The sequence below is a fragment of the Paenibacillus baekrokdamisoli genome, from assembly GCF_003945345.1.
GTDB lineage: Bacteria > Bacillota > Bacilli > Paenibacillales > Paenibacillaceae > Paenibacillus_Z > Paenibacillus_Z baekrokdamisoli.
Genome location: NZ_AP019308.1, coordinates 6,666,309 through 6,685,319, shown reverse-complemented (window position 1 = coordinate 6,685,319; position 19,011 = coordinate 6,666,309). Strand labels below are relative to the sequence as shown.

Genomic DNA, 19,011 nt, shown 5'->3' with positions numbered 1-19,011 from the left:
AATTTAATCATTTCCGCTTAACAATCTTCTTCTATTCTATGAAAAGACAAAGATTGTACATAGTGATCGAGGAGAGATGATAATGAAGTTGGTTTCCAAGAAGTGGGTTGCAGCCCTTGGTGTTGTATCCGTAGTTGCATTCAGCACTCAGATTGCACAAGCAGCAGAGGTAGCTTTAAAAGCGTTCGCTATAAAGGCGAAGCTCGTTGCAGGCACGAATGAAGTGAAACTAGACAAAGATCCTGTCACGATTAATGGCAGCTTATATGTTCCCGTTAAAGCAATCGGCGATGCGCTTGGCCAAAAGGTGACATGGGATAACAGCAGCAAAACACTCACTATAAAGGAATACCCATTCGTTGCTAACAAATACACATGGACGACTGCACCTGATCTAGGCTCGGGCCTTAAAGAGGGCGGCTTCTCTGGACTCGTGCACGTACCAGGCGATCCTGATAACGTATTCTATTCCCTTGCAGACCGTGGCCCTAACGGACAAATTACCATCGATAAATCAGTAAACCGTACCTTCCCGGTACAAGATTATGTTCCTCGCTTTTACAAAATCCAACTGGATGGCGATCAAATCAAAGTTCTCGAAACGAATAAAATATTGCTACCAGTAGGTGCAGCAGGTGTGGTTTCCAAAAACCGCAACACGACCGGCCTCAGCAATGTAAGCACGGATGAGAAGTCCTACGACAATACAGGTAAAACGCTGCTTCCTCTAGATCCTGATGGCCTTGATCTAGAAGGAATTACGTACAGTCCATCCGATGATACGTTCTGGATGTCCGATGAGTACCGTCCTTCACTTATCCAAATTAAGCGTGATGGCACGCTGATCGGCCGTTATGTTCCTACTGGTGACAAAGAGAAGCTTAAAGGTGCACAAACGCCTATCTTTGATACGCTCCCAGCGATCTATTCTAAACGTATTGCGAATCGTGGTTTTGAAGGCGTAACGATTAGCCCAGACGGTAAATTCCTCTATGCATCGATCCAAAGCCCAATGGCGGTGCCAGATAAAGCGACGGGCGAAGCGTCTCGCAACCTGCGTATTTTAAAAATGGATCTTGCCACAAAACAAATCGTTGGCGAATATGTATACGCCGCCGAAGATGCTAAAACATTCGTTAACGTTGCTCAAAAAGATGTCGTTATCTCCGATCTTCAAGCCTTGTCCACGGATGTATTGCTAGTTGACGAGCGCGATAAAAATGAAGGCAGTGCAGCACAAATCAAACGCGTGTACAAGATCGATCTTTCACATGCAACGAATATTCTTAACCAAGATCTAAGCAGCAATCTTGAAGGAACTTCTCTGGATCAATTAAAAGAAAAGAAAATCATCACAGCAGCCAAATCGCTAGTTCTTGATTTGACGAAGCTTGACTATCCATTCGAGAAGTTTGAAGGCTTGACTGTTGTGAATAAGAACACGATCGCTATTACAAACGACAATGATTTCGGAGTCGGCGAGTATGATGCGAATGGCGTCCTGAAGATTAATGATAAACAAACACAGGTTTGGGTGATTGAAGTAAAAGATTTGTGGTAATTCTGTGATAAGTTCTGAGGTAATTCTTTATGGTACAACAGGGGACAAGCCAGAGGCAGCGAATAACTGCTTCTGGCTTGTCCCTTTTCAAATTCATTACAGAGCTGAGAAACAGTCCTTTTCACACCTAAAACTGCGAAAAAACCGCCCTAATATTACGGACGGTTCTGGCGTTCATTTGTAGATTCTTTTTAGTGAGCAGGTGCTGCAGCCGCTGGCTCCGGCAAATGTGAAACGACAACTTGGTAAATGGTCACCTTGTTCCCAACGATTGGCCCATTCGCTGCTGCCGCTTCGCCAGATGGATGATTATTTTGCGCGTCGCTTGCAGCACCTGTTTCTGGCGCACCGTGGCTGTGAGCTGCAGGAGTCGACGAGGGTTGCGCTTCTGCCTGTTCTGCTGAAGCTGCTGCTTCCGCACGGCGAGCATGCGCATGACGGAACGAATCACTGTTCGCCCATGCATGGAAGTCTGCTTCTTTCTCCCATGTTGTACATACGCGAATTTCTTCGTTTCCTTCCCCATTCGTCGTGTGCAGTACATCCATTCGAACAAAGCCTGGGAATGTGTGTACAGTCTTTGGTGTACGGAATCGCTCCAGAACAGCCTCTCCAAACCCAGCGCGCACTTCAATCCGATTCTCAACGAGTATCATTCCTTTATTACCCCTTTCCTCCGTGTCAGTTAGTGATCTCAAAAACTCCACAACTCCTTTAGCCTGCTCGCCGCCCATTAACGCATGCTGCATCAAAGGAATACCATGCGGACCAGCTGCATGGACCATTTGCGGATAGTTATTAAGCGTGGTCTGTACAAGATCAAGATCTCCCAGCATGGCTGCAGCGAATAGATCCAAACGAGCTCCTTTGGCTAACAGCCACTGCGCAATATCACGTCGTCCGACGTGAGAAGCTGCTCCGAGAGCGGTCTCCCAATCATCTCCGCCCCAATTCATCGATGCATGCAATAAACCAGGTTCTTGCTCCAGCAATGCTTGAACTTTACGTAGATCAGCATGCGCTGCTCCAACAAATTCTCTTACCAGCTCGTTATCAAGGGCTACCTTTGCCACATGAACTCTCCTTTTTAATTCGTCACACAATAGACGAATTATATAATAGTCTATTAAATACCCAAACCAAATGATTCATTGACTAAGCAATTTCTTCATGTGCTTGTTGTCTGACTACGCCGCACGGAAGAAAAACCGGCACTCCATCATCGTTGTGCACCTTTGCCTCGATTCCGAATACATCGCGAAAGAAATCGACCTGGAACACGTCGGAGGGCTTCCCTTCCCGTACAACAGCCCCTTGCTTCATCGCTACAATTCGGTCGCAATAGCGGGCAGCCTGATTAAGATCATGGAGAACCATAATGACTGTAATCCCTTGTTCACGGTTTAATAAACGAATGAGCTCCATTAATTCCAACTGATGCGCAATATCAAGATAGGTCGTCGGTTCATCAAGCAGCAGGGTATTAGGGGTCTGTGCCATACACATCGCAAGCCATGCACGCTGCCGCTCTCCTCCTGATAATTCCAGAAGAGAACGATGCTGCAGTCCGCCCATGCTTGTCACTTGCAAAGCCCAATCGACTACTTCCTCATGTTTGCCTCTACATTCCTCGTACCATCTCAGATGAGGATTACGTCCTCTGCGCACAAGATCACGGACAGTAATGTCCAAAGCAGCCTCCTGCGTCTGCGTCAGCATGGTCATCTGTCTAGCAATCGACTTACTATTCATGCCCGCCATATTCTGATCACCCATGGATACGGTTCCTCGCTGCGGAGAAACCAGCCTCGCCAGCATGCGTAAGACAGTGGACTTACCAGATCCGTTAGGTCCAACTATTCCGAGCCATTCACCAGTAGAAACCCCTAAATTGAAGCCATCTACAATGGACTCTGACGGGCGGTAGCCATATTTCAGATCGGATGCCGTTAACGCTTGAGTCATCCTTTAAACCCCCTTCTAAGCAAATAGAGAAAGAAAGGCGCACCCAGAAGCGCGAGTAATATACCTACAGGAAATTCAATCGGGTCAAACCAGCTGCGTGCCGCCGTGTCTGCCGCTATAATAAGAGTCCCACCACCTATTGCAGATAGCGGTAAAAAGATCCGATAATCATTCCCCACTAATAAACGCACGATATGAGGAACAACCAAGCCAACGAAACCGACCATCCCGACAATACTAATTGCAGCACCCGCCAGAAAAGTAGACAGCAGAATGATCAGAAGTCTGCCCATCTCCACTCGACTGCCAAGCAGCTTGGCAGCATCATCTCCTAATACAAGAAGATTGGCCTGCTTCACTAGGAAAATAGAGGCAATTATACCGATTACCGTGTACGGAAGCAGTGTCTCAAAGTGAATCCAGCTGCGTCCGTTCAAGCTTCCCGACATCCATGGCAGTACAGCCTGAACCTTCTCGCTATTGAGAATCATCAGAGCTGTCATTGCCGCACCAAGCAAGGAATTAACCGAAACTCCTGCCAGTATGAGCCGTAAGGGGGAAGCTCCTCCCTTCCAAGAGAGAGCGTAGACGGTTACTGCCGCAGCCAATGCACCTAAGAATGCAGAGATGGGCAGGTAAGCGATTTGCTCCGGAAACAAAATCATAATGATAACAGCTGCAAGCCCGCCGCCTGATGAAACGCCGATAATACCGGGATCAGCTAATGGATTGCGGAATACTCCCTGTAAAAAAGCACCTGCAACGGCAAGGCAAATCCCTGCCAGCAGGCCTGTCAATATGCGTGGAAGTCTTAAGTTCCATACAATCTGGCGAGCTTCCGAATCGGAAGCATGGAACAATGATGTCCATACTTCACGAGCCGGGATAGAGATAGAGCCTGACATTAGACCAACGAGCCCTGCAAGCAGCAGGAGGACAATACTTATGATTAGAATCGTGGCATTACGAACAAATTTGGGATTGCGTGCTTCTTGAGCTGTCGCCCTGGATAAAACGGTAGCCATCGTACTATTTCACCTGAAGCAGCAGCTTATTGATTGTTTCAATGGCTTGTGGCGCTCTCAGGCCAGGATTAGCAGCAAAGAGATCCGATGGCAGCACTTCAAATTGATCATTTTTTACAGCGCTTAGGCTCTTCCAAGCTGCATTCGTCTCGAACTGTTTCTTAAAGCTTGCTTTCACCTCTGCAGCGTCACCATGCGTAATGAATAGAATAAGGTCAGGATTGGAGGCGATAATACGTTCCAGACTAAGCTCAGCATATTGCGGCATGGTGTCCATTTTCGGGAAATCAGAAGCTACATTCTTCCCGCCAGAAAGCTCAAGGAAGTTACCTGGGTAGCTTGTTGGAAGTGCAATGACGAAGCTGCTCGCAGAACCATAAACAATAAGCGTCTTTGGCTTCACCTTCGGTTTGGTGAGCGAATCGACTTTTTTGTCCATTCCTTTAATAAGCTGCTCCGCTTTGGTCTCTTGGCTGAGAATTCGGCCATATAAGCGCACAGAGGCCTGAATCTCATCGTAAGTATTATGTGAATTAAACATCACCTGAGCACCCAGCTTCTCAATAGTTGCCTGCTGGGTTTTCAATGATGGACTAGCAATAACTAGATCCGGCTTCAGTGTTGCAAGCTTCTCGAATAGAATGCCATGTGAACTGCCTACCTCTGGAACAGCGGCTGCTTCAGCAGGATACACTGCGCCGATTGCAGTAGGACGTCCAACGACTGAACCACCTAGTGAATAGATAATTTCTGTATCTGAAGAAGCCAGTGTAACGATCCGTCTTGGTTTCTTATTCAACGTAAAGGAGCCGGTGCTTGTTTGCACAGTCAGCTTGCTGCTCAGAGCTACCGTACTTATGTTCTTGTGGTAAGTTACCCATTTGCCAAAGGCTTCAGAGATAAGACGGAGAGGTACGAAGGTCTTCCCATTCACAAAGACTGGAGCTGCGTCTAGCGTTGTACGAACGCCATTTATGTATGCGGAACTGGAGCCGACAGTGAGCTTAACATTGTTCCCGCCTTGATTTGCCGAAATGGTTTTGCTTTTGGAATCCCAAGAAGCTTTGCCCCCTAGCGCGTTTACAATACTGCTGTAAGGCACCAACGTTCTTCCATTTACAACCTGCGGCACAGCATCTAATGAAACGGCTTTCCCATCCAAGGTCACTTTAATTGCTGCACTTGCAGCACTTGCAGCGCTTGCGAAGTTACCTTTTCCTGTTGTTGTTACAGGCGCCAGCAGCACCGATGCAGCTAATAAACCAGTTAATGCCTTGCGAAACATTTTCCCATCTCCTCTATTAATAATGATAATCAATATCAATTAACCTTCTTCATTGTATTGATAATGATTATCGTTGTCAATATATAATTTAGAAATAGATTCCTTTTTTTCTGGTACAGGCACCGTTTCTTTCGAGCTGGGCTGATACCGATTATCGAATACAAATCAGTGAAATCCTCCTCCCGTCGGTCCTAGAATTCAGTCTAAGGAATGAGGGAATGGGAGATTCATTCCCTTATAATCAGTAAAGAAACATGAACGATGAACACTTCCCCCCGTTCATAATTAGTTCATAATTGGCGATTACGCTTACTTCAGAATCTATAAATGGAACAGGAGAGAAGGTTAAATGATGATTTTGCAAAAAGAAAACAACAAGAAGCTCGTTCTAACCGGTTTGCTGATCGGTCTTATTTTCGCCGAGCTGGACGAAACGGTTGTCTCGACAGCGATGCCGACGATTATCCGTGAGCTTCACGGGTTGTCGCTCTATGGATGGGTAGCGGGCATTTATATGCTTGCGGTGACGATGTTCATGCCAATCTTAGGCAAGCTCGCAGACCTCTACGGACGCAAACGCGTCTATCTAAGCTGTATGGCCTTGTTTATAGTTGGCTCCATTGTAAGTGGTATGGCTTCTTCTATGACGATGCTGTTAGTCGGACGGGGTATACAAGGCATTGGTGCAGGGGGGCTTATGCCGCTTGCGCTGGTCATTATCGGGGATACGTATCCACTCGAGCAGCGAGCAAAGATTCAGAGTTTATTCGGTCCGATGATGATCCTTCCCCAGCTTCTGGGACCCACGGTCGGCGGTTATTTGGTTGGACATGTGAATTGGCACTGGGTATTCCTTATTAATATTCCAATTGGTATCATTGCCGCTTCGGTACTATCCATTGGCATGCGAGAGTCCAGAAGCAGCGAGAAACGAAAGATTGACTGGATCGGGGCACTCACCCTTATACTCGCGCTTCTCTCTCTTTTACTTGCACCTGTATTGATTGATAACAATGGATTATCCTGGTCTTCGCCTATCATCATTGGCATGCTTGTTCTCTCTGCCTTGTTTACTGCCTTGTTCGTATGGATTGAATCCAAGGTTCAGGAACCGATTATCCCACTCCATTTGTTCCGTAATCGTAATGTCGTTGTGCTGTCTATCCTTGTACTCATCTTAATGCTTGGCTTGATGGGCGGCATTGCCACCTTCCCCTTCTTCGCTCAGAATGTCATGGGTCTGACACCAACAGCTGCCGGGTATCTGACGCTGGCCTTCATGGCAGGAGCTATTCCATCGAGTATATTAAACGGCTTCCTCATCACGAGAGTTCCCTACCGCAACCTCTTTATCATCTGCTTCATTCTTCCGGTAATCGGCTTCATCTTGCTCACGCAGATTGGAATCGGCACTACCGTTCTCTACATCGTCGTAACGTTCTTCATTCTAGGTCTTGGTATTGGAGCGTTGTTCGGCGGTGATAACCTGATCGTTCAAGAATCTGTGGATAAAGAGCATAGCGGTGTTGCGCTCGGTACCGTTCAATTATTCCAGGCGCTTGGCGCTACGATCGGACTCAGCATCTTCGGCAGCTTACTCGCTCGTCAAATCAAGAGCGGCGTTGCTGATTTAGCTGATCAATTACCCGCTGGCAAGGCTGAGAATATTGCAACGGGAGGGATTCCTTCCGGTCTTGCCCCTGATCTCCTTGTTAAAATTCAAACGGTATTCGCAGAGGCGTTCCAGAACATATTCGTCATCTCGCTTTTCTTCGTTATCGCCGCCTTCTTCGTCACTTGGTTTTTGAAAAAAGAAGTGCTCACTAAAAAAGCGGAGCCAGATCAAGCTGCCGCATCGCTCCATTAAATGTTTGAAACCTCCGCGCAAGTGGCATTAGAAAAGGTGACTTCTGATCATTAAGAAGTCACCTTTTTGATGCTCTAGTGCCTTTTTCCGAATAATAGCTGTTATACATAAAAATATATAATTTTGATTGCTCACCCTCTATACTATACTTATAGGAAGTCTCGCTTTCTTACTTTGAAGGGAATTTGGAGGATGACGCAATGAAATACGAGATTCTATACTCTGGGGCTTTTGCCATGCTCAAAGTAAATCTGGGCTCAGGCGAAAGCGTGAAAGCAGAGAGTGGCGCAATGGTTTCCATGACGCCGAATATTAATCTTAGAGGTTCTGTTGATGGAGGTATTCTTCGCGGACTTGGAAGAATGCTCAGCGGAGAGAAATTTTTCTTTCAGGAACTGACTGCAGGCGGAGGACAAGGAGAAGTTCTGCTAGCTCCCGGCTCTGTTGGCGATATCCAGGCGATCGAGCTTGACGGATCGTACAAGCTGTATGTACAAAAGGATGGCTTCCTCGCGGGTACGCAGGGTATCCAGGTTAATACAAAGATGCAGAATCTAGCAAAAGGTTTTCTATCTGGTGAAGGCTTTTTCATCGTCGAAATTAGCGGCAGCGGTACCGTATTCCTCTCCTCCTTCGGCGCCATCCATGCGATCAATCTCGCACCGGGTGAAGAAATGGTCATCGATAACGGGCATCTGGTTGCATGGCCAGACTATATGGATTACAAGATTGAGAAAGCAGCCTCTGGCTGGATCTCCAGCTTAACGAGCGGAGAAGGAATCGTATGCCGATTCCGTGGAGAAGGAGTCGTTCTTATTCAAAGCCGCAATCCTAAGGGCTTCGGCAGCTGGATCAAATCCTTTCTTCCTACCGGAGGCTAGAGGCTGATTCTGTGGTTGGCTCACGAGTGAAAGAAGCCATCGCTGCTCTTATGGCGATGGCTTCTTCTATTGATGCAGATGATGAGTGAACCTTTCTTTCGTAATCAAGAATCCCCTACAAAATTAACGTTTACTCTGGATATTCGACTGACCTTAAGACTTCAGAATAACTTTGATGCAGTTTGTCGTTAAATATTTTGCAGCATTCCGCATCAGTTTGCCCCAGTCTATGCTAACCTATTGTTATAAGATTCATGGGATTCGTAACTGTTTAGGGGGATCGTTATTTATGAAAGACAATCGTTCTAAGCGGATTTTGTTCACTGGCGGAGGGTCCGCTGGTCATGTTACGGTGAACGCAGCCATCATCCCATCGTTCATTCGTGACGGCTGGAAGGTAGCTTACATCGGCTCTGTGAGCGGCATTGAATCGCAGCTGGTAGACAGAATGGAAGGCGTAGATTATTATGGCATCGCGACTGGGAAGCTAAGACGTTATAAGAGTCTGGAGAATTTGAAAGATCCATTCCGCGTCATGAAGGGTGTCTATCAAGCCTATCGGATACTTCGCAAGCTGAAGCCTGACGTCCTCTTCTCCAAGGGCGGCTTTGTTTCCGTTCCTGTCGTGCTGGCCGCTTGGATGAATAGCATCCCCATTCTCATTCATGAATCGGATTTGACACCGGGACTGGCGAATCGAATTGCCATTCCGTTCGCTCAAGCGGTCTGTGTAACCTTCGAACAAACCGCCCAAACAATTAAAGGCGACAAGGCTGTCCACATTGGGCCTATTCTAAGAAATGAGCTTCGACAGGGCCGTGCTTCACGCGGATTGAACAGGTGCAAATTCACACCTGGCAAGCCAGTCCTGCTCATTATGGGTGGAAGCTTGGGGGCGAGTACAATCAATCAGATGGTTCGCCGCCATGCTTCCAAGTTAGCCGATACGTATCAAATCATCCACATTTGCGGCAAAGGTCAGCTGGATGGCTCCATTCATATCCCTGGATACATCCAATTCGAATACATTCATGATGAGCTGGCCGATGTGTTGGCTTGTACAGATCTTGTCATTTCGAGGGCTGGCTCCAATTCGATCTTCGAATTTCTTGCGCTGCATAAGCCGATGCTGCTCATTCCGCTCTCGAAGGCATCTAGCCGCGGCGATCAAATTCTGAATGCTCAGATATTCCAGCAGGCTGGTTATTGCGAGGTTTTGCTTGAGGAAGAGATGAACGACGACAATTTCTTACAAGCTTTGCATACGGTTTTCTCCCAAAGAGGCCAAATAAAAGAGAAAATGAAGCGCGCCGAAAGTGGAGATGCGATGAACAAATTGATCGCTCTGATACATAATACTTCTAAGCAATGAAGATAGGTGCGATTATCCAATACAGCGTCTATCATCAGTTCATGTCTGTTATCGATTTAAAGCCTCCCCATGCTGGATTGTTACACAGCATAGAGAGGCTTTAAATTGTTTTCATACATGTTATTAGGGATTGGATCTATATGAGGAGGTTAGCTCTCCTCACCTAGCTCCACATAACGTTGAAGCGCAGTCAGCTTATTCTCCCAAAAGCGAGAATAGAAATCGAGCCACCGCTGTAGATCCTGAAGCGGCTCCGGCTCCAGCCGATAGCGCGTCTCGCGTCCGACCTTGCGTTCTTTAACAAGTCCAGCAGCAGCCAGTATGCGCAAATGCTTGGAAACTGCAGTTCGACTCATCGGAAAGTGGCTGCTGATCACATTGACCGGCATTTCATGATCGACGAGCAGCTTCAATACTTGTCGTCTTGTCGGATCTGCGATAGCTTGGAAGACATCATGCTTGACTAAAGGCTCCGCCATTTAGGCCTCGACATAGGTGCGAAGCGCATTGATAATACCATTCCAGCCTTGATCCATGAAGCCGCGAACAATCGTATGGGGTTGTCCGAATTCAGTAATGGTATCGGCATTCCAACCGGAATGAATTAGCGTAAACTCTGTTTTACCATCCTGATCGACTAATTCGCAGGTAATCTTCCAATCCTTGCCCCATTCAAATGCCATCCTAGTTTGGGGGGTAATCTCGATGACCTTACAAGGCGACATTCCAAAGGGGCCCGCATTAATCTCAAACTCATGACCCTCAATAGGCTGAAAATCATTAGGCATGAACCAGGCCGCTATGCCCTCTGATGTTGATACGGCTTCCCACACTTTGCTTATCGGTGCTTGCAGTACCAAGGTATGCCGAATATCCGGCAATGATTGTTCTGTTGTTTCTTCCATGATGTAATTGCCTCCTCATTATTTGTTGGACTTCATTTTAATTTTATCTTGATGCCGAAACCGCAGTGCTGACCATTTGTCATCAACCGCGACATTGCTCACAGGTCAAATATGAACCCTATTGGTTTCGCTTTATTATATGACACCTTTTAGTTTCATGTCAAACAATAATAGATGTAAGACGTGGCAAAAAATAATTGAATTTTTAGGCTCTGAACCATAATCAGTGCTTGCCATCACGAAGTACCTAGCGAAGCGGACGGAATCGTTCTGAAGAAGCGATAGCGTTCGCCTTTGTCTCCGTATTTCTACCCCTTAGGGATAGAATCAAGAAATAGGGAGACAACAGCGATCGTAAGAATGATCCGTCCGCGCAGCGGACTTCTACGCACAATGATTCACATTTATCTGCCTTTGACTCTTAAGCAATGAGCGAGTAAAAGTCTCCCTATAACGAACATATAGAAGGACCTGAAGCAGATTGAAAGTCTGCGATCAGGTCCTTCCTTTTTGCATAACGATTATCTATAAAGAAGCAACAGACACAACCGTACCGCTCTTACTAGCACGAAGAACGGCTTCGAGCACCGCTTGATTGTTAAAACCATCCTCAAGCGAAGCGAACTCAGCTGACTCCTTGCCGCTAATGAGATCTGTGAAGGATTGCCAAGGATTCAGTGCATGTTCACTTGGCACTTCGATTGTCTCTGTCACAGTACCTGGTTCACCGTCCTTCGCATATGTCCAGATTAGCTGTTTGTCGTTCAGTGTGCTGACATGCAGCGTCCCTGCATCACCGTAAATGGTCAGCTCATGCTGATTACCACTGCCGATGGCATTACGAGACGTCTGGAATACACCAACCGTGCCGTTTGAGAATCTTGCATTGAAGCAAGCAAAATCATCGACATTCACCTTTACAGGCAAGCCGGTCAACGGATCAGGTCTCTCCGGTATAATCGTAGTAAGCATCGCCTGCAGCTCACTGATCCGCTCCCCAAGCACATATTGCGACAAGTCAATCATATGCGAGCCTAGATCACCTAACGTCCCCGTGCCCGTGATGCTTTCATCAAAACGCCATACGAAGGGGGTACGTGATGGCGGGGCTCCCCACTCTTGTAAATATTGGACGAAGATATGATTCACACGGCCTACCTTCCCACCTTGGACAAGCTGTTTCACATATTGGAATGCTGCCCCGTTCCGGTAGGAGAAATTGATGATGCACGGAATTGGATTACGTTGGTATAGCTCCAGTACTTCAACTGCTTCCTCATAGGTTCGTGTAAGCGGCTTCTCCGCATACAGGGGCTTACCTGCTGCGATGCATGCTTTTAAGATTCCCGCATGAGCATTGTTCGGCGTGACCGAGACCACTCCGTCCACTTCCGAATCCGCGATAAGGGCTTCAGATGATTGGTATCGCCTCGCTTCATCAATGCCAAGCTGGTCTCCTATTTCTTGAAGTGCTTGCGTACTGACATCACATAAAGCAATAATTCGAAGGCCCTGCACCTTCCCAAATTGTTCAATATGGTAGCGGGCCATGCCTCCGAGTCCAATAATACCAATTTTCACTTCTCTCATCGTACACCCTCACTTTCAATAGTTAAATAAAATGGATACCTTTAAACTTCGCACTTTCTTCTCGTTATTCCTTCTATCGTTTTGACTACTCATATTTAGCCATAATCTCGGCAAGAATCCGTTTCATACCTTCCACCAGTTCTTGTGGATGTTTCACCGTCGCTTCATTTCCGAGGCCAATGAAAAACTTTGCAAAAAACGGAAGGTCACTGCTGGGAATATTGCCCTCAAGCCAACCAGTACCATTATTGCGAATATGCAGACTTGGCACCGACCATAATTCAGCCTCACATTTCTGAACCCCTTCTTGGCTCAATTCCACATAAAGACTGACATGCTCTTGCTCTAGCTTGATTACCGATTCCCTATTCCCAAGATGAATATGCCGAAGATCCCTCGGTTTCGATGTGGAAGGATCATAAGTAGCTGAATGAATTCTGTCACATCGGAATACCCGATAATCCTCTCTTTGAAAACAATAGGCGGGACAATACCATAAGCCGCTGCTTGCATAGAGACCAATCGGTTGTATTTGGCGACTTGATTTCCCTTCTCGCGATTCATAATCGATGAGAATGATTTTTTGGTAAATGGCCCCGTCGAGCAAGATCGATAAATAAGGAAATTGCGCTTGTCTTCTCGGCGTAACAAAATCAACCCGATTCTTCATTTGATCGATACGATCCCTTACGTCTCCAGACATATAGTAATAAAATTTGCTCAATGCGGAAGAAGATTCCGTTTCAAAGGGAAGGAATGAATAGTGCCGAAGGGCATGGCATGCAAAAAATATGGCGACGGCTTCTTCCTCGGTAAAGGCGATAGGAGGCAGAATTCTTTCCTTCAGCACCTGGTAACCGCCATGAGGTCCAACTTCCGAATACAAGGGAACCCCGAGCTCACTCAATTCCTGCAAGTCCCTTAATATCGTCCTCGTTGACACGTCAAACTCGCGTGCAAGCTCCTTGACTGTAAACTTCTTTTTTCGATTAACAGCCATCATTAATTCCATGAGTCGTTTCGCTTTGGACATCGCTTTACTCCATTATTATTTATATTTGTGACAGCACTTGTCACTATTATCAACTACAATTAGAAGTAAGTCGAGGAATTACAGGCTTAGCGAGAAAGAAGGTAGTCAACCTCGACTTGAGTGATAGTCTCTACCATTACGATTTATCAAAATTTGAGAACCTAAGGAGCTGTTGAATCATGACTTACCAATTGACCCCCTTGATTATGATGAACGGAAACGCAAAGGAAGCTATTCAATTTTATGAAGAATCTCTAGATGCGAGAATCCTCTTTATGCAAACAATCGGAGAGGGTCCGGAAACCCCTGAATCCCCTATTCCAGCAAATGTGAAGGATCTTGTAGCACACTCCTTGTTAAAAGTCGGCGATATGGAAATCATGGTTTCCGATATTATCCCAGGCCAACCCCATCAAAGGGGAAATCAAGTAACCATCTGTATAACGACGAATGAAAAGGAAGAAGCAAAACAAATTTATGAAGCTTTGAGTCAAAGCGGTCAGGTAAATTCACCACTGCAAGAAACTTATTTCAGTCCTGCTTATGGTATGGTAACGGACAAGTTCGGGGTATGCTTCCATATTTTCACTAATAGGCAGCACTAGTATTTGTCGGGTATTACCGCTCGCTCTTGGTCCTGCGTGCCGTATTAGCAACTCTAATATTCGATCAATTATCTGCATGGAAGCCGATTTGGCTTCTGTGGAACAACACCAAAAAACGGCTCTATTCGCATCATCTGCGAATAGAGCCGTTCATCTTTCTTTGATAAAAGAATCAATTATTCATAATTGTTTGAGCTCTTGCAGCAAGACTTCCTTCGAAAAATGCTCGCCGATAAACACGGCTACATCATTCACCTTCGCTTGTGGCGTAATGCGAATAAACTCCACCTCGCCATAAGCGTATTGAAATAAAAATCGGCTGTTCGTATCGGTGAACGTAACGATCCCTTTCGCCCGATATACTTCCTTTGGTAATCGTCTAATCAGTGCTTCAAACTCATGACTATCGATAGCTGCAGGCAAATAATGCGTTAACGTCATAACATGCTCATGCGATACATAGGGGGCTCCGTCTTTATGCTCATGGTCATCATGATCATGAGCACGGTTATGATCATGATTGCAGTTCGCTCCGCAAATATGATGATCATGTGCATGGTCATGGGCATGGTCATGGGCGTGGTCATGAGCGTGGTCATGAGCGTGGTCATGTGAATCATCAGCATACTGCTTATTGTCATCCTTATTTCCGTGTTCATTATGCTTCTCAGGTTCATGCTTATGTCCATTATCCACCAAACGCGCTCTTCCAGCGTCACGATCAAGATCGAATACACTTAGTTCCGTTAAGCATCGTACCGTGACCGTCAGCGGAGCGAATGCATTCAACTCCCGCACAATCTGCTGGACGTTGATAAGATCCTCCGGGTTCAGCTTATCCGCTTTGTTGACAATAAGATCCGTCGCACAGCGAATTTGATCCTGCATCAGCTTGAACGTACGTCCGCCCTTCTTACTGCGCTCCAGCAGCTCAGGGCCATCCACAACGGTAGCAATTACTCGCAAATCTACACGGATTAGAAGCGCTGTCTCGGTTATGGCATCCATAATTTCCATCGGGTTAGCTGCACCTGTTGATTCAATGAGTACAACATCCGGATTATGCTCCTCAATTAGCTCCTTCAGCTCCATACTTAGATCTCCTCGTATGGTACAGCAGATACAGCCGCTCAGCATCTCTGCCATCGGTATATCACTATCAATGAATTGACCATCTAAATTCACATCGCCCAGTTCATTCATGACAACCGCTGTCTTCACGTTCAAGGCTTTATAATAGTCGATCAGATGGTTAAGTAAGGTAGTCTTGCCGCTCCCAAGAAAGCCAGACAGGAGGTGCACGGGTATGGTCCGTTCTTCATTATCGATCATTTCTTGTGATGGATTAGATTCAGTCATGGTATTCATCGTCCCCTTAAACCGTTTATTCTCCCTGTATTATATCGTAATTATTACAAAGTTAACAGAGCAGGAAACAACTGCTGCACAGCTGCTGTCACTCACTCCATCCTAGCAATCAGTCCCCAGCCATCCTTTTATTAAACTTCACATTTAGTAATCATGTTTAATGGCTCGCTCTCATACTTTGTTCTTTAGAGGAGCGTGGTGTGTACAATGGAACAATCCGTAATTCCAGTAATCGTGTTAAGCGGTTTTCTAGGCAGCGGCAAAACCACCCTGCTGCTTCGGCTGCTTAAGCACGCCAATGACAGTGGATTTCGCACATCAGTGCTGATGAATGAGGTCGGAAAAGTTGATGTGGACGGCGTACTAGTGAGCAGCAGCACAGCCAATCAAATGATTGAGAGTGTTACAGAAGGCTGCTTATGCTGCAGCAAGAAGAGTGAGCTAGCTTCATGCCTTGAACGACTGGCCCTGCAGAGACCGGATGTCATAGTCATTGAACTAACCGGCGTCGCCAATCCAGAGGAAATTGCCGAGGCGATGACAGAACCAACCCTTATCGGCAAAATAGTACTCCATCGAATCATTACCGTGCTCGATGCGGAGAATGCACTTGATTATAATAGCATTTTCTCATCCGACCGTGAGCTTGTACGAACACTCCGAAGGCAAATCGAAGTTGCTGATGCCGTTATTGCAAACAAATCGGATCTAATCTCAGATCGAACGAAAGCAAAGGTCGAACAGATGGTAAGAGACCGTAATCCCGACTGCCTGCTTGTGCCTGCCATCCGTTGCGACATCGACCCCGCGCTTGCATTCACCGGTGTTGTCCGCAGGCAAACCAAACAGCTTGAATTCAGCCGCCAGCATGGAGCCTCTTCGATCGGCCAATCACTTAAGCTTTCCGTGAAAGTTGCCGGCAAGCCGCAGCAGGAAGCGATTGTTATGCAACACAGCTCCCATCAAGAGGCTTTGAACACGTCCCCTGGCAGGCAGCAGCTGGCACAGAGCAAGACGACGAAACATGCTAGTACTCAGGTGATCCCTGGAAGCTCCTTCTCTCGCATTCGAACAGTTGCCATATATCCAGAGGAATCCACTACCTTATCACGTCGCCTGTTCGAGAGCTTCATCACCGGTCGGGGCAATAACTGCTTGCGAGCGAAAGGATATTTGCCCTTCGGTCCGAACAATCAGCTGCTGCTGTTCCAGCTGGCGGGGAAGCGAGTGGAATGGTCCCCGTGTACATACGAGGGAAGGCCTTACTTCGTTATGATTGGTATTGACTTGAACGCCGCACAGCTTGAGCAGGAGTGGCAAAGGTTCACGAAGAAATAGCCCGCGAACCATCCACCGGTTTATGACAATGGCCTCGACTTCGCTAAACATGCGAAGTCGAGGCCTACTATCATCCATTTTACAGGTACGCCGCCTGCTTCATGCGGTATTCCATTGCCGAGATCCCTTCCATCTCCCGGAACACCCTAACGAACTGCTTCGGGTTCTCAAAGCCGACCTGTTCGCTGATGTCATATGTTATCAACGTCTATCCCTGTGTCACTCGCTCCGTTAGTATCTCTGTATTCCCGTTCTCACGGGTTTCTTCATAAATGACGGCTACTTTCATCGGCTTTCTCTCCTTCATACAACAGTATGGGTACTCATTCATCCAATTGAGATTCGCAGCATGGAGACGATAATCTTAGACGAGTCCTTACATTTCTCGCATGAATGAGGGATTTGTAGTAGAATAGGGTCTCAGCTACACTATACGATTACGAGGTGTCCGCATGGCTATAAGTTTTACTAAATCTATTATCAGTCGATTAAACAGAGAGTTAGCAGATATACAAAGTCAAAGTACGAATGAAAAGAATAAAAAAGAAAAAGCGCTTGCTAAAATAAATCAATTACAAAGAGATATTAAATTAAGCAGCTCACCTAGTGATCTGAGCAGCAAAATGAGCCGAATAAACAAGCTGAACGAAGAAATTAAAACGATCAATCGCGTACAGGCTGATCTATCCAAGCAGTTCGTTACTAAAACAGCGGCGCTTAAGCAGCAGCTTGCCAAAGATAAACCATCCAATCACATCGAATGAAAAGGAAAAATGTCTTTGTAACACAATAGTAGTGGTTGACTACTTATAAACTTACAACGAAGCTGAGGGAGCTTTCTTCTTAGAAGCCCTCGCACGAATCACTATTTCGATGATAAGCAGATTAGGAACCCAGCACAACCAAGCTACAACCCGATATCCAGCCTCAAAATCGCCAAAAAGCAGAGCAAGGGGCGCTAACCAGATTCTAAGCGTTACAGCTGCAAAGGTTAGCGCATAACTGCGAAGCATCCATGCTTTATGAGCTTGGATATCTTTGACCATAATTTTACGCAAGGCGATCCATGTGGTTGCTACCCACAATACATCTAACCCGAAGAAGCCAAGTCCAGCGATCCAACCGCCTGTCGCAAAAAGGGATAAATACAGACTCACAATTCCACTCACTGTTATAGAGATAATATAGACATAGCCTAGCAGTCTGTGCTGACGTACCCTAGCCTTCGATTGCTTCAGGAAAATCTGGAATGGTCCAATGATTAGAGCTAACATGGCCGTCACAATATGCGCATACAACACATACACCCATGGTGCTAGGTGAAAATCTGGTTTTTGCAGTTTGAAAGCGACGAGTCCAGCATCACTAGCACGAAATACCCCGTACTGAACAATGACATATCCCGCAATCGAAAATGCAAAAATAAAAACGAGTGCTCGAATGATTTTTATTCCCATAACAAATCCCACTCTCCTCTGTATTGTTGATGATAATCTTCGCTTACTACATTTAATTGATCACCGTTCAATTAAAGAATAAAAAAATTACTCCAGTCCACGCAGCAGCAATTGAACATGCAAGTTAGCAAGCTTGGCAATGTCTTCAAATGATTGGGCGCTGTGAATATAAAAGCTGACGAAACCATGAAGAGACAGAAACAGTACCCAGATCAATTCGAAGTCGTTTGCGCGGGCCGCGTTGGTCACTTGCAGCGATTCGTTCACTGTGGTGGAGAATTTCTCATAACTGCCCATCTTCGATTGCGTCGTGTAACAGTCGAGTCCAGGTTCCTGAATCAGAAACATCAGCTCGAATGATCGTTTGTTCTCAAGACCGAATCGGATAAAAGACAGAAAGATCAGCTCTAGCCGATCACGTCCGGGATTTGTCGATATGCTTACCGCTTCTTCAAGCAGGCCATCCAGCTGGTGAAAATCCTCAGCCGTCATTGCACTGAACAGCTCAGCCTTCTCCCGAAAGTGGTAATAGAGCGATCCTGGCGAATAGCCGAGCTCCTTCGCAATGCCGCGCATAGATACATCGCGGTAACCGTGCTGCACGAACTGCTCCCTTGCAGCTTCAAGAATCCTCTCTCTGCTCAACTCATGCTCGACAGCTTTCCTTGGTGACATGGGGAAGTTCCTCCTTTTTTGAACGGTGTTTAATTAAACAATAGCATACGCTGTATATTTCTGTCAACGAGCAGCAAGCCTGGG

Annotated in this window: 19 protein-coding genes and 1 pseudogene; 7 read left to right on the top strand and 13 right to left on the bottom strand. The window is 46.3% G+C overall.

Going from position 1 to position 19,011, the window contains the following annotated elements; all coding sequences use genetic code 11:
* The first annotated feature begins 82 nt into the window (after positions 1 to 82).
* Positions 83 to 1,561, top strand: a complete 1,479-nt coding sequence (locus EKN16_RS29460) for an esterase-like activity of phytase family protein (RefSeq protein ID WP_125664898.1) — start codon at positions 83 to 85, stop codon at positions 1,559 to 1,561.
* 191 nt (positions 1,562 to 1,752) lie between these two features.
* On the opposite strand, the gene EKN16_RS33315 is transcribed toward EKN16_RS29460, so the two are convergent.
* The 5 genes and pseudogenes from EKN16_RS33315 to EKN16_RS29440 form a co-directional block, all read right to left on the bottom strand.
* Positions 1,753 to 2,217 (bottom strand): antibiotic biosynthesis monooxygenase, encoded by a 465-nt coding sequence (locus tag EKN16_RS33315; RefSeq protein WP_232016613.1) that lies wholly within the window; start codon positions 2,215 to 2,217, stop codon positions 1,753 to 1,755.
* 27 nt (positions 2,218 to 2,244) lie between these two features.
* Positions 2,245 to 2,634: pseudogene (locus EKN16_RS33310) on the bottom strand (ankyrin repeat domain-containing protein); the annotation flags it as partial.
* A gap of 82 nt (positions 2,635 to 2,716) precedes the next feature.
* Positions 2,717 to 3,526 carry an ABC transporter ATP-binding protein gene (locus EKN16_RS29450; RefSeq protein WP_125664896.1) on the bottom strand — a complete coding sequence of 270 codons (810 nt, stop codon included), beginning with the start codon at positions 3,524 to 3,526 and terminating at the stop codon, positions 2,717 to 2,719.
* Positions 3,523 to 4,551 (bottom strand): FecCD family ABC transporter permease, encoded by a 1,029-nt coding sequence (locus EKN16_RS29445; RefSeq protein WP_125664894.1) that lies wholly within the window; start codon positions 4,549 to 4,551, stop codon positions 3,523 to 3,525. The genes EKN16_RS29450 and EKN16_RS29445 overlap by 4 nt, the downstream gene beginning before the upstream one ends.
* Positions 4,552 to 4,555: 4 nt before the next feature.
* A complete protein-coding gene (locus EKN16_RS29440) occupies positions 4,556 to 5,836 on the bottom strand; it encodes an ABC transporter substrate-binding protein (RefSeq protein ID WP_125664892.1) in 1,281 nt (426 codons plus the stop codon).
* A gap of 349 nt (positions 5,837 to 6,185) precedes the next feature.
* Here EKN16_RS29440 and EKN16_RS29435 point away from each other — a divergent pair, with 349 nt between their 5' ends.
* The 3 genes from EKN16_RS29435 to EKN16_RS29425 all read left to right on the top strand — a co-directional run bounded on the left by EKN16_RS29435 (position 6,186) and on the right by EKN16_RS29425 (position 9,956).
* Complete coding sequence (locus EKN16_RS29435) at positions 6,186 to 7,703, top strand: MDR family MFS transporter (protein ID WP_232016076.1); 1,518 nt, start codon at positions 6,186 to 6,188, stop codon at positions 7,701 to 7,703.
* 200 nt (positions 7,704 to 7,903) lie between these two features.
* Positions 7,904 to 8,584 (top strand): TIGR00266 family protein, encoded by a 681-nt coding sequence (locus EKN16_RS29430; RefSeq protein ID WP_125664890.1) that lies wholly within the window; start codon positions 7,904 to 7,906, stop codon positions 8,582 to 8,584.
* Between the two features lie 289 nt (positions 8,585 to 8,873).
* On the top strand, positions 8,874 to 9,956 hold the full coding sequence (locus EKN16_RS29425) for an undecaprenyldiphospho-muramoylpentapeptide beta-N-acetylglucosaminyltransferase (RefSeq protein ID WP_125664888.1): 1,083 nt from the start codon (positions 8,874 to 8,876) through the stop codon (positions 9,954 to 9,956).
* Positions 9,957 to 10,105: 149 nt separating this feature from the next.
* Here EKN16_RS29425 and EKN16_RS29420 read toward each other — a convergent pair whose 3' ends face one another.
* The 4 genes from EKN16_RS29420 to EKN16_RS29400 all read right to left on the bottom strand — a co-directional run bounded on the left by EKN16_RS29420 (position 10,106) and on the right by EKN16_RS29400 (position 13,484).
* The gene (locus EKN16_RS29420; protein WP_125664886.1) at positions 10,106 to 10,435 is read right to left on the bottom strand and encodes an ArsR/SmtB family transcription factor; all 330 of its coding nucleotides are present in this window, start codon (positions 10,433 to 10,435) and stop codon (positions 10,106 to 10,108) included.
* Positions 10,436 to 10,861 (bottom strand): SRPBCC family protein, encoded by a 426-nt coding sequence (locus EKN16_RS29415; RefSeq protein WP_125664884.1) that lies wholly within the window; start codon positions 10,859 to 10,861, stop codon positions 10,436 to 10,438. It abuts the gene before it with no gap.
* 525 nt (positions 10,862 to 11,386) lie between these two features.
* Positions 11,387 to 12,451, bottom strand: coding sequence for a Gfo/Idh/MocA family protein (locus tag EKN16_RS29405; RefSeq protein WP_125664882.1), 1,065 nt, complete (start codon positions 12,449 to 12,451; stop codon positions 11,387 to 11,389).
* Positions 12,452 to 12,536: 85 nt separating this feature from the next.
* Positions 12,537 to 13,484, bottom strand: a complete 948-nt coding sequence (locus EKN16_RS29400) for a helix-turn-helix transcriptional regulator (protein ID WP_125664880.1) — start codon at positions 13,482 to 13,484, stop codon at positions 12,537 to 12,539.
* A gap of 179 nt (positions 13,485 to 13,663) precedes the next feature.
* Here EKN16_RS29400 and EKN16_RS29395 point away from each other — a divergent pair, with 179 nt between their 5' ends.
* Entirely contained in the window at positions 13,664 to 14,089 is a 426-nt protein-coding gene (locus EKN16_RS29395) for a VOC family protein (protein WP_125664878.1), read from the top strand.
* A 180-nt stretch (positions 14,090 to 14,269) separates the two neighbouring features.
* On the opposite strand, the gene EKN16_RS29390 is transcribed toward EKN16_RS29395, so the two are convergent.
* The gene (locus EKN16_RS29390; protein WP_331852355.1) at positions 14,270 to 15,457 is read right to left on the bottom strand and encodes a CobW family GTP-binding protein; all 1,188 of its coding nucleotides are present in this window, start codon (positions 15,455 to 15,457) and stop codon (positions 14,270 to 14,272) included.
* 207 nt (positions 15,458 to 15,664) lie between these two features.
* Between EKN16_RS29390 and EKN16_RS29385 the strand changes: the two genes are divergently transcribed.
* Positions 15,665 to 16,795 (top strand): CobW family GTP-binding protein, encoded by a 1,131-nt coding sequence (locus tag EKN16_RS29385; RefSeq protein ID WP_125664876.1) that lies wholly within the window; start codon positions 15,665 to 15,667, stop codon positions 16,793 to 16,795.
* Positions 16,796 to 16,874: 79 nt separating this feature from the next.
* On the opposite strand, the gene EKN16_RS33595 is transcribed toward EKN16_RS29385, so the two are convergent.
* Positions 16,875 to 17,000: a helix-turn-helix transcriptional regulator gene (locus EKN16_RS33595; RefSeq protein WP_260182919.1), complete on the bottom strand. Its 126-nt coding sequence runs from the start codon at positions 16,998 to 17,000 to the stop codon at positions 16,875 to 16,877.
* A gap of 247 nt (positions 17,001 to 17,247) precedes the next feature.
* Between EKN16_RS33595 and EKN16_RS29380 the strand changes: the two genes are divergently transcribed.
* Positions 17,248 to 17,559, top strand: a complete 312-nt coding sequence (locus tag EKN16_RS29380; RefSeq protein ID WP_125664875.1) for a hypothetical protein — start codon at positions 17,248 to 17,250, stop codon at positions 17,557 to 17,559.
* A 51-nt stretch (positions 17,560 to 17,610) separates the two neighbouring features.
* Here the strand turns inward: EKN16_RS29380 and EKN16_RS29375 are convergent, their stop codons facing one another.
* Entirely contained in the window at positions 17,611 to 18,252 is a 642-nt protein-coding gene (locus EKN16_RS29375; protein WP_125664873.1) for a DUF2306 domain-containing protein, read from the bottom strand.
* 87 nt (positions 18,253 to 18,339) lie between these two features.
* The gene (locus EKN16_RS29370) at positions 18,340 to 18,927 is read right to left on the bottom strand and encodes a TetR/AcrR family transcriptional regulator (protein ID WP_125664871.1); all 588 of its coding nucleotides are present in this window, start codon (positions 18,925 to 18,927) and stop codon (positions 18,340 to 18,342) included.
* Positions 18,928 to 19,011 lie beyond the last annotated feature (84 nt).

Bases quoted from the DNA above. Each gene is read 5' to 3' on its own strand.
- EKN16_RS29460 (WP_125664898.1), top strand. From the start codon at position 83: ATGAAGTTGGTTTCCAAGAAGTGGGTTGCAGCCCTTGGTGTTGTATCC.
- EKN16_RS33315 (WP_232016613.1), bottom strand. From the start codon at position 2,217: ATGATACTCGTTGAGAATCGGATTGAAGTGCGCGCTGGGTTTGGAGAG.
- EKN16_RS29450 (WP_125664896.1), bottom strand. From the start codon at position 3,526: ATGACTCAAGCGTTAACGGCATCCGATCTGAAATATGGCTACCGCCCG.
- EKN16_RS29445 (WP_125664894.1), bottom strand. From the start codon at position 4,551: ATGGCTACCGTTTTATCCAGGGCGACAGCTCAAGAAGCACGCAATCCC.
- EKN16_RS29440 (WP_125664892.1), bottom strand. From the start codon at position 5,836: ATGTTTCGCAAGGCATTAACTGGTTTATTAGCTGCATCGGTGCTGCTG.
- EKN16_RS29435 (WP_232016076.1), top strand. From the start codon at position 6,186: ATGATGATTTTGCAAAAAGAAAACAACAAGAAGCTCGTTCTAACCGGT.
- EKN16_RS29430 (WP_125664890.1), top strand. From the start codon at position 7,904: ATGAAATACGAGATTCTATACTCTGGGGCTTTTGCCATGCTCAAAGTA.
- EKN16_RS29425 (WP_125664888.1), top strand. From the start codon at position 8,874: ATGAAAGACAATCGTTCTAAGCGGATTTTGTTCACTGGCGGAGGGTCC.
- EKN16_RS29420 (WP_125664886.1), bottom strand. From the start codon at position 10,435: ATGGCGGAGCCTTTAGTCAAGCATGATGTCTTCCAAGCTATCGCAGAT.
- EKN16_RS29415 (WP_125664884.1), bottom strand. From the start codon at position 10,861: ATGGAAGAAACAACAGAACAATCATTGCCGGATATTCGGCATACCTTG.
- EKN16_RS29405 (WP_125664882.1), bottom strand. From the start codon at position 12,451: ATGAGAGAAGTGAAAATTGGTATTATTGGACTCGGAGGCATGGCCCGC.
- EKN16_RS29400 (WP_125664880.1), bottom strand. From the start codon at position 13,484: ATGTCCAAAGCGAAACGACTCATGGAATTAATGATGGCTGTTAATCGA.
- EKN16_RS29395 (WP_125664878.1), top strand. From the start codon at position 13,664: ATGACTTACCAATTGACCCCCTTGATTATGATGAACGGAAACGCAAAG.
- EKN16_RS29390 (WP_331852355.1), bottom strand. From the start codon at position 15,457: ATGAATACCATGACTGAATCTAATCCATCACAAGAAATGATCGATAAT.
- EKN16_RS29385 (WP_125664876.1), top strand. From the start codon at position 15,665: ATGGAACAATCCGTAATTCCAGTAATCGTGTTAAGCGGTTTTCTAGGC.
- EKN16_RS29380 (WP_125664875.1), top strand. From the start codon at position 17,248: ATGGCTATAAGTTTTACTAAATCTATTATCAGTCGATTAAACAGAGAG.
- EKN16_RS29375 (WP_125664873.1), bottom strand. From the start codon at position 18,252: ATGGGAATAAAAATCATTCGAGCACTCGTTTTTATTTTTGCATTTTCG.
- EKN16_RS29370 (WP_125664871.1), bottom strand. From the start codon at position 18,927: ATGTCACCAAGGAAAGCTGTCGAGCATGAGTTGAGCAGAGAGAGGATT.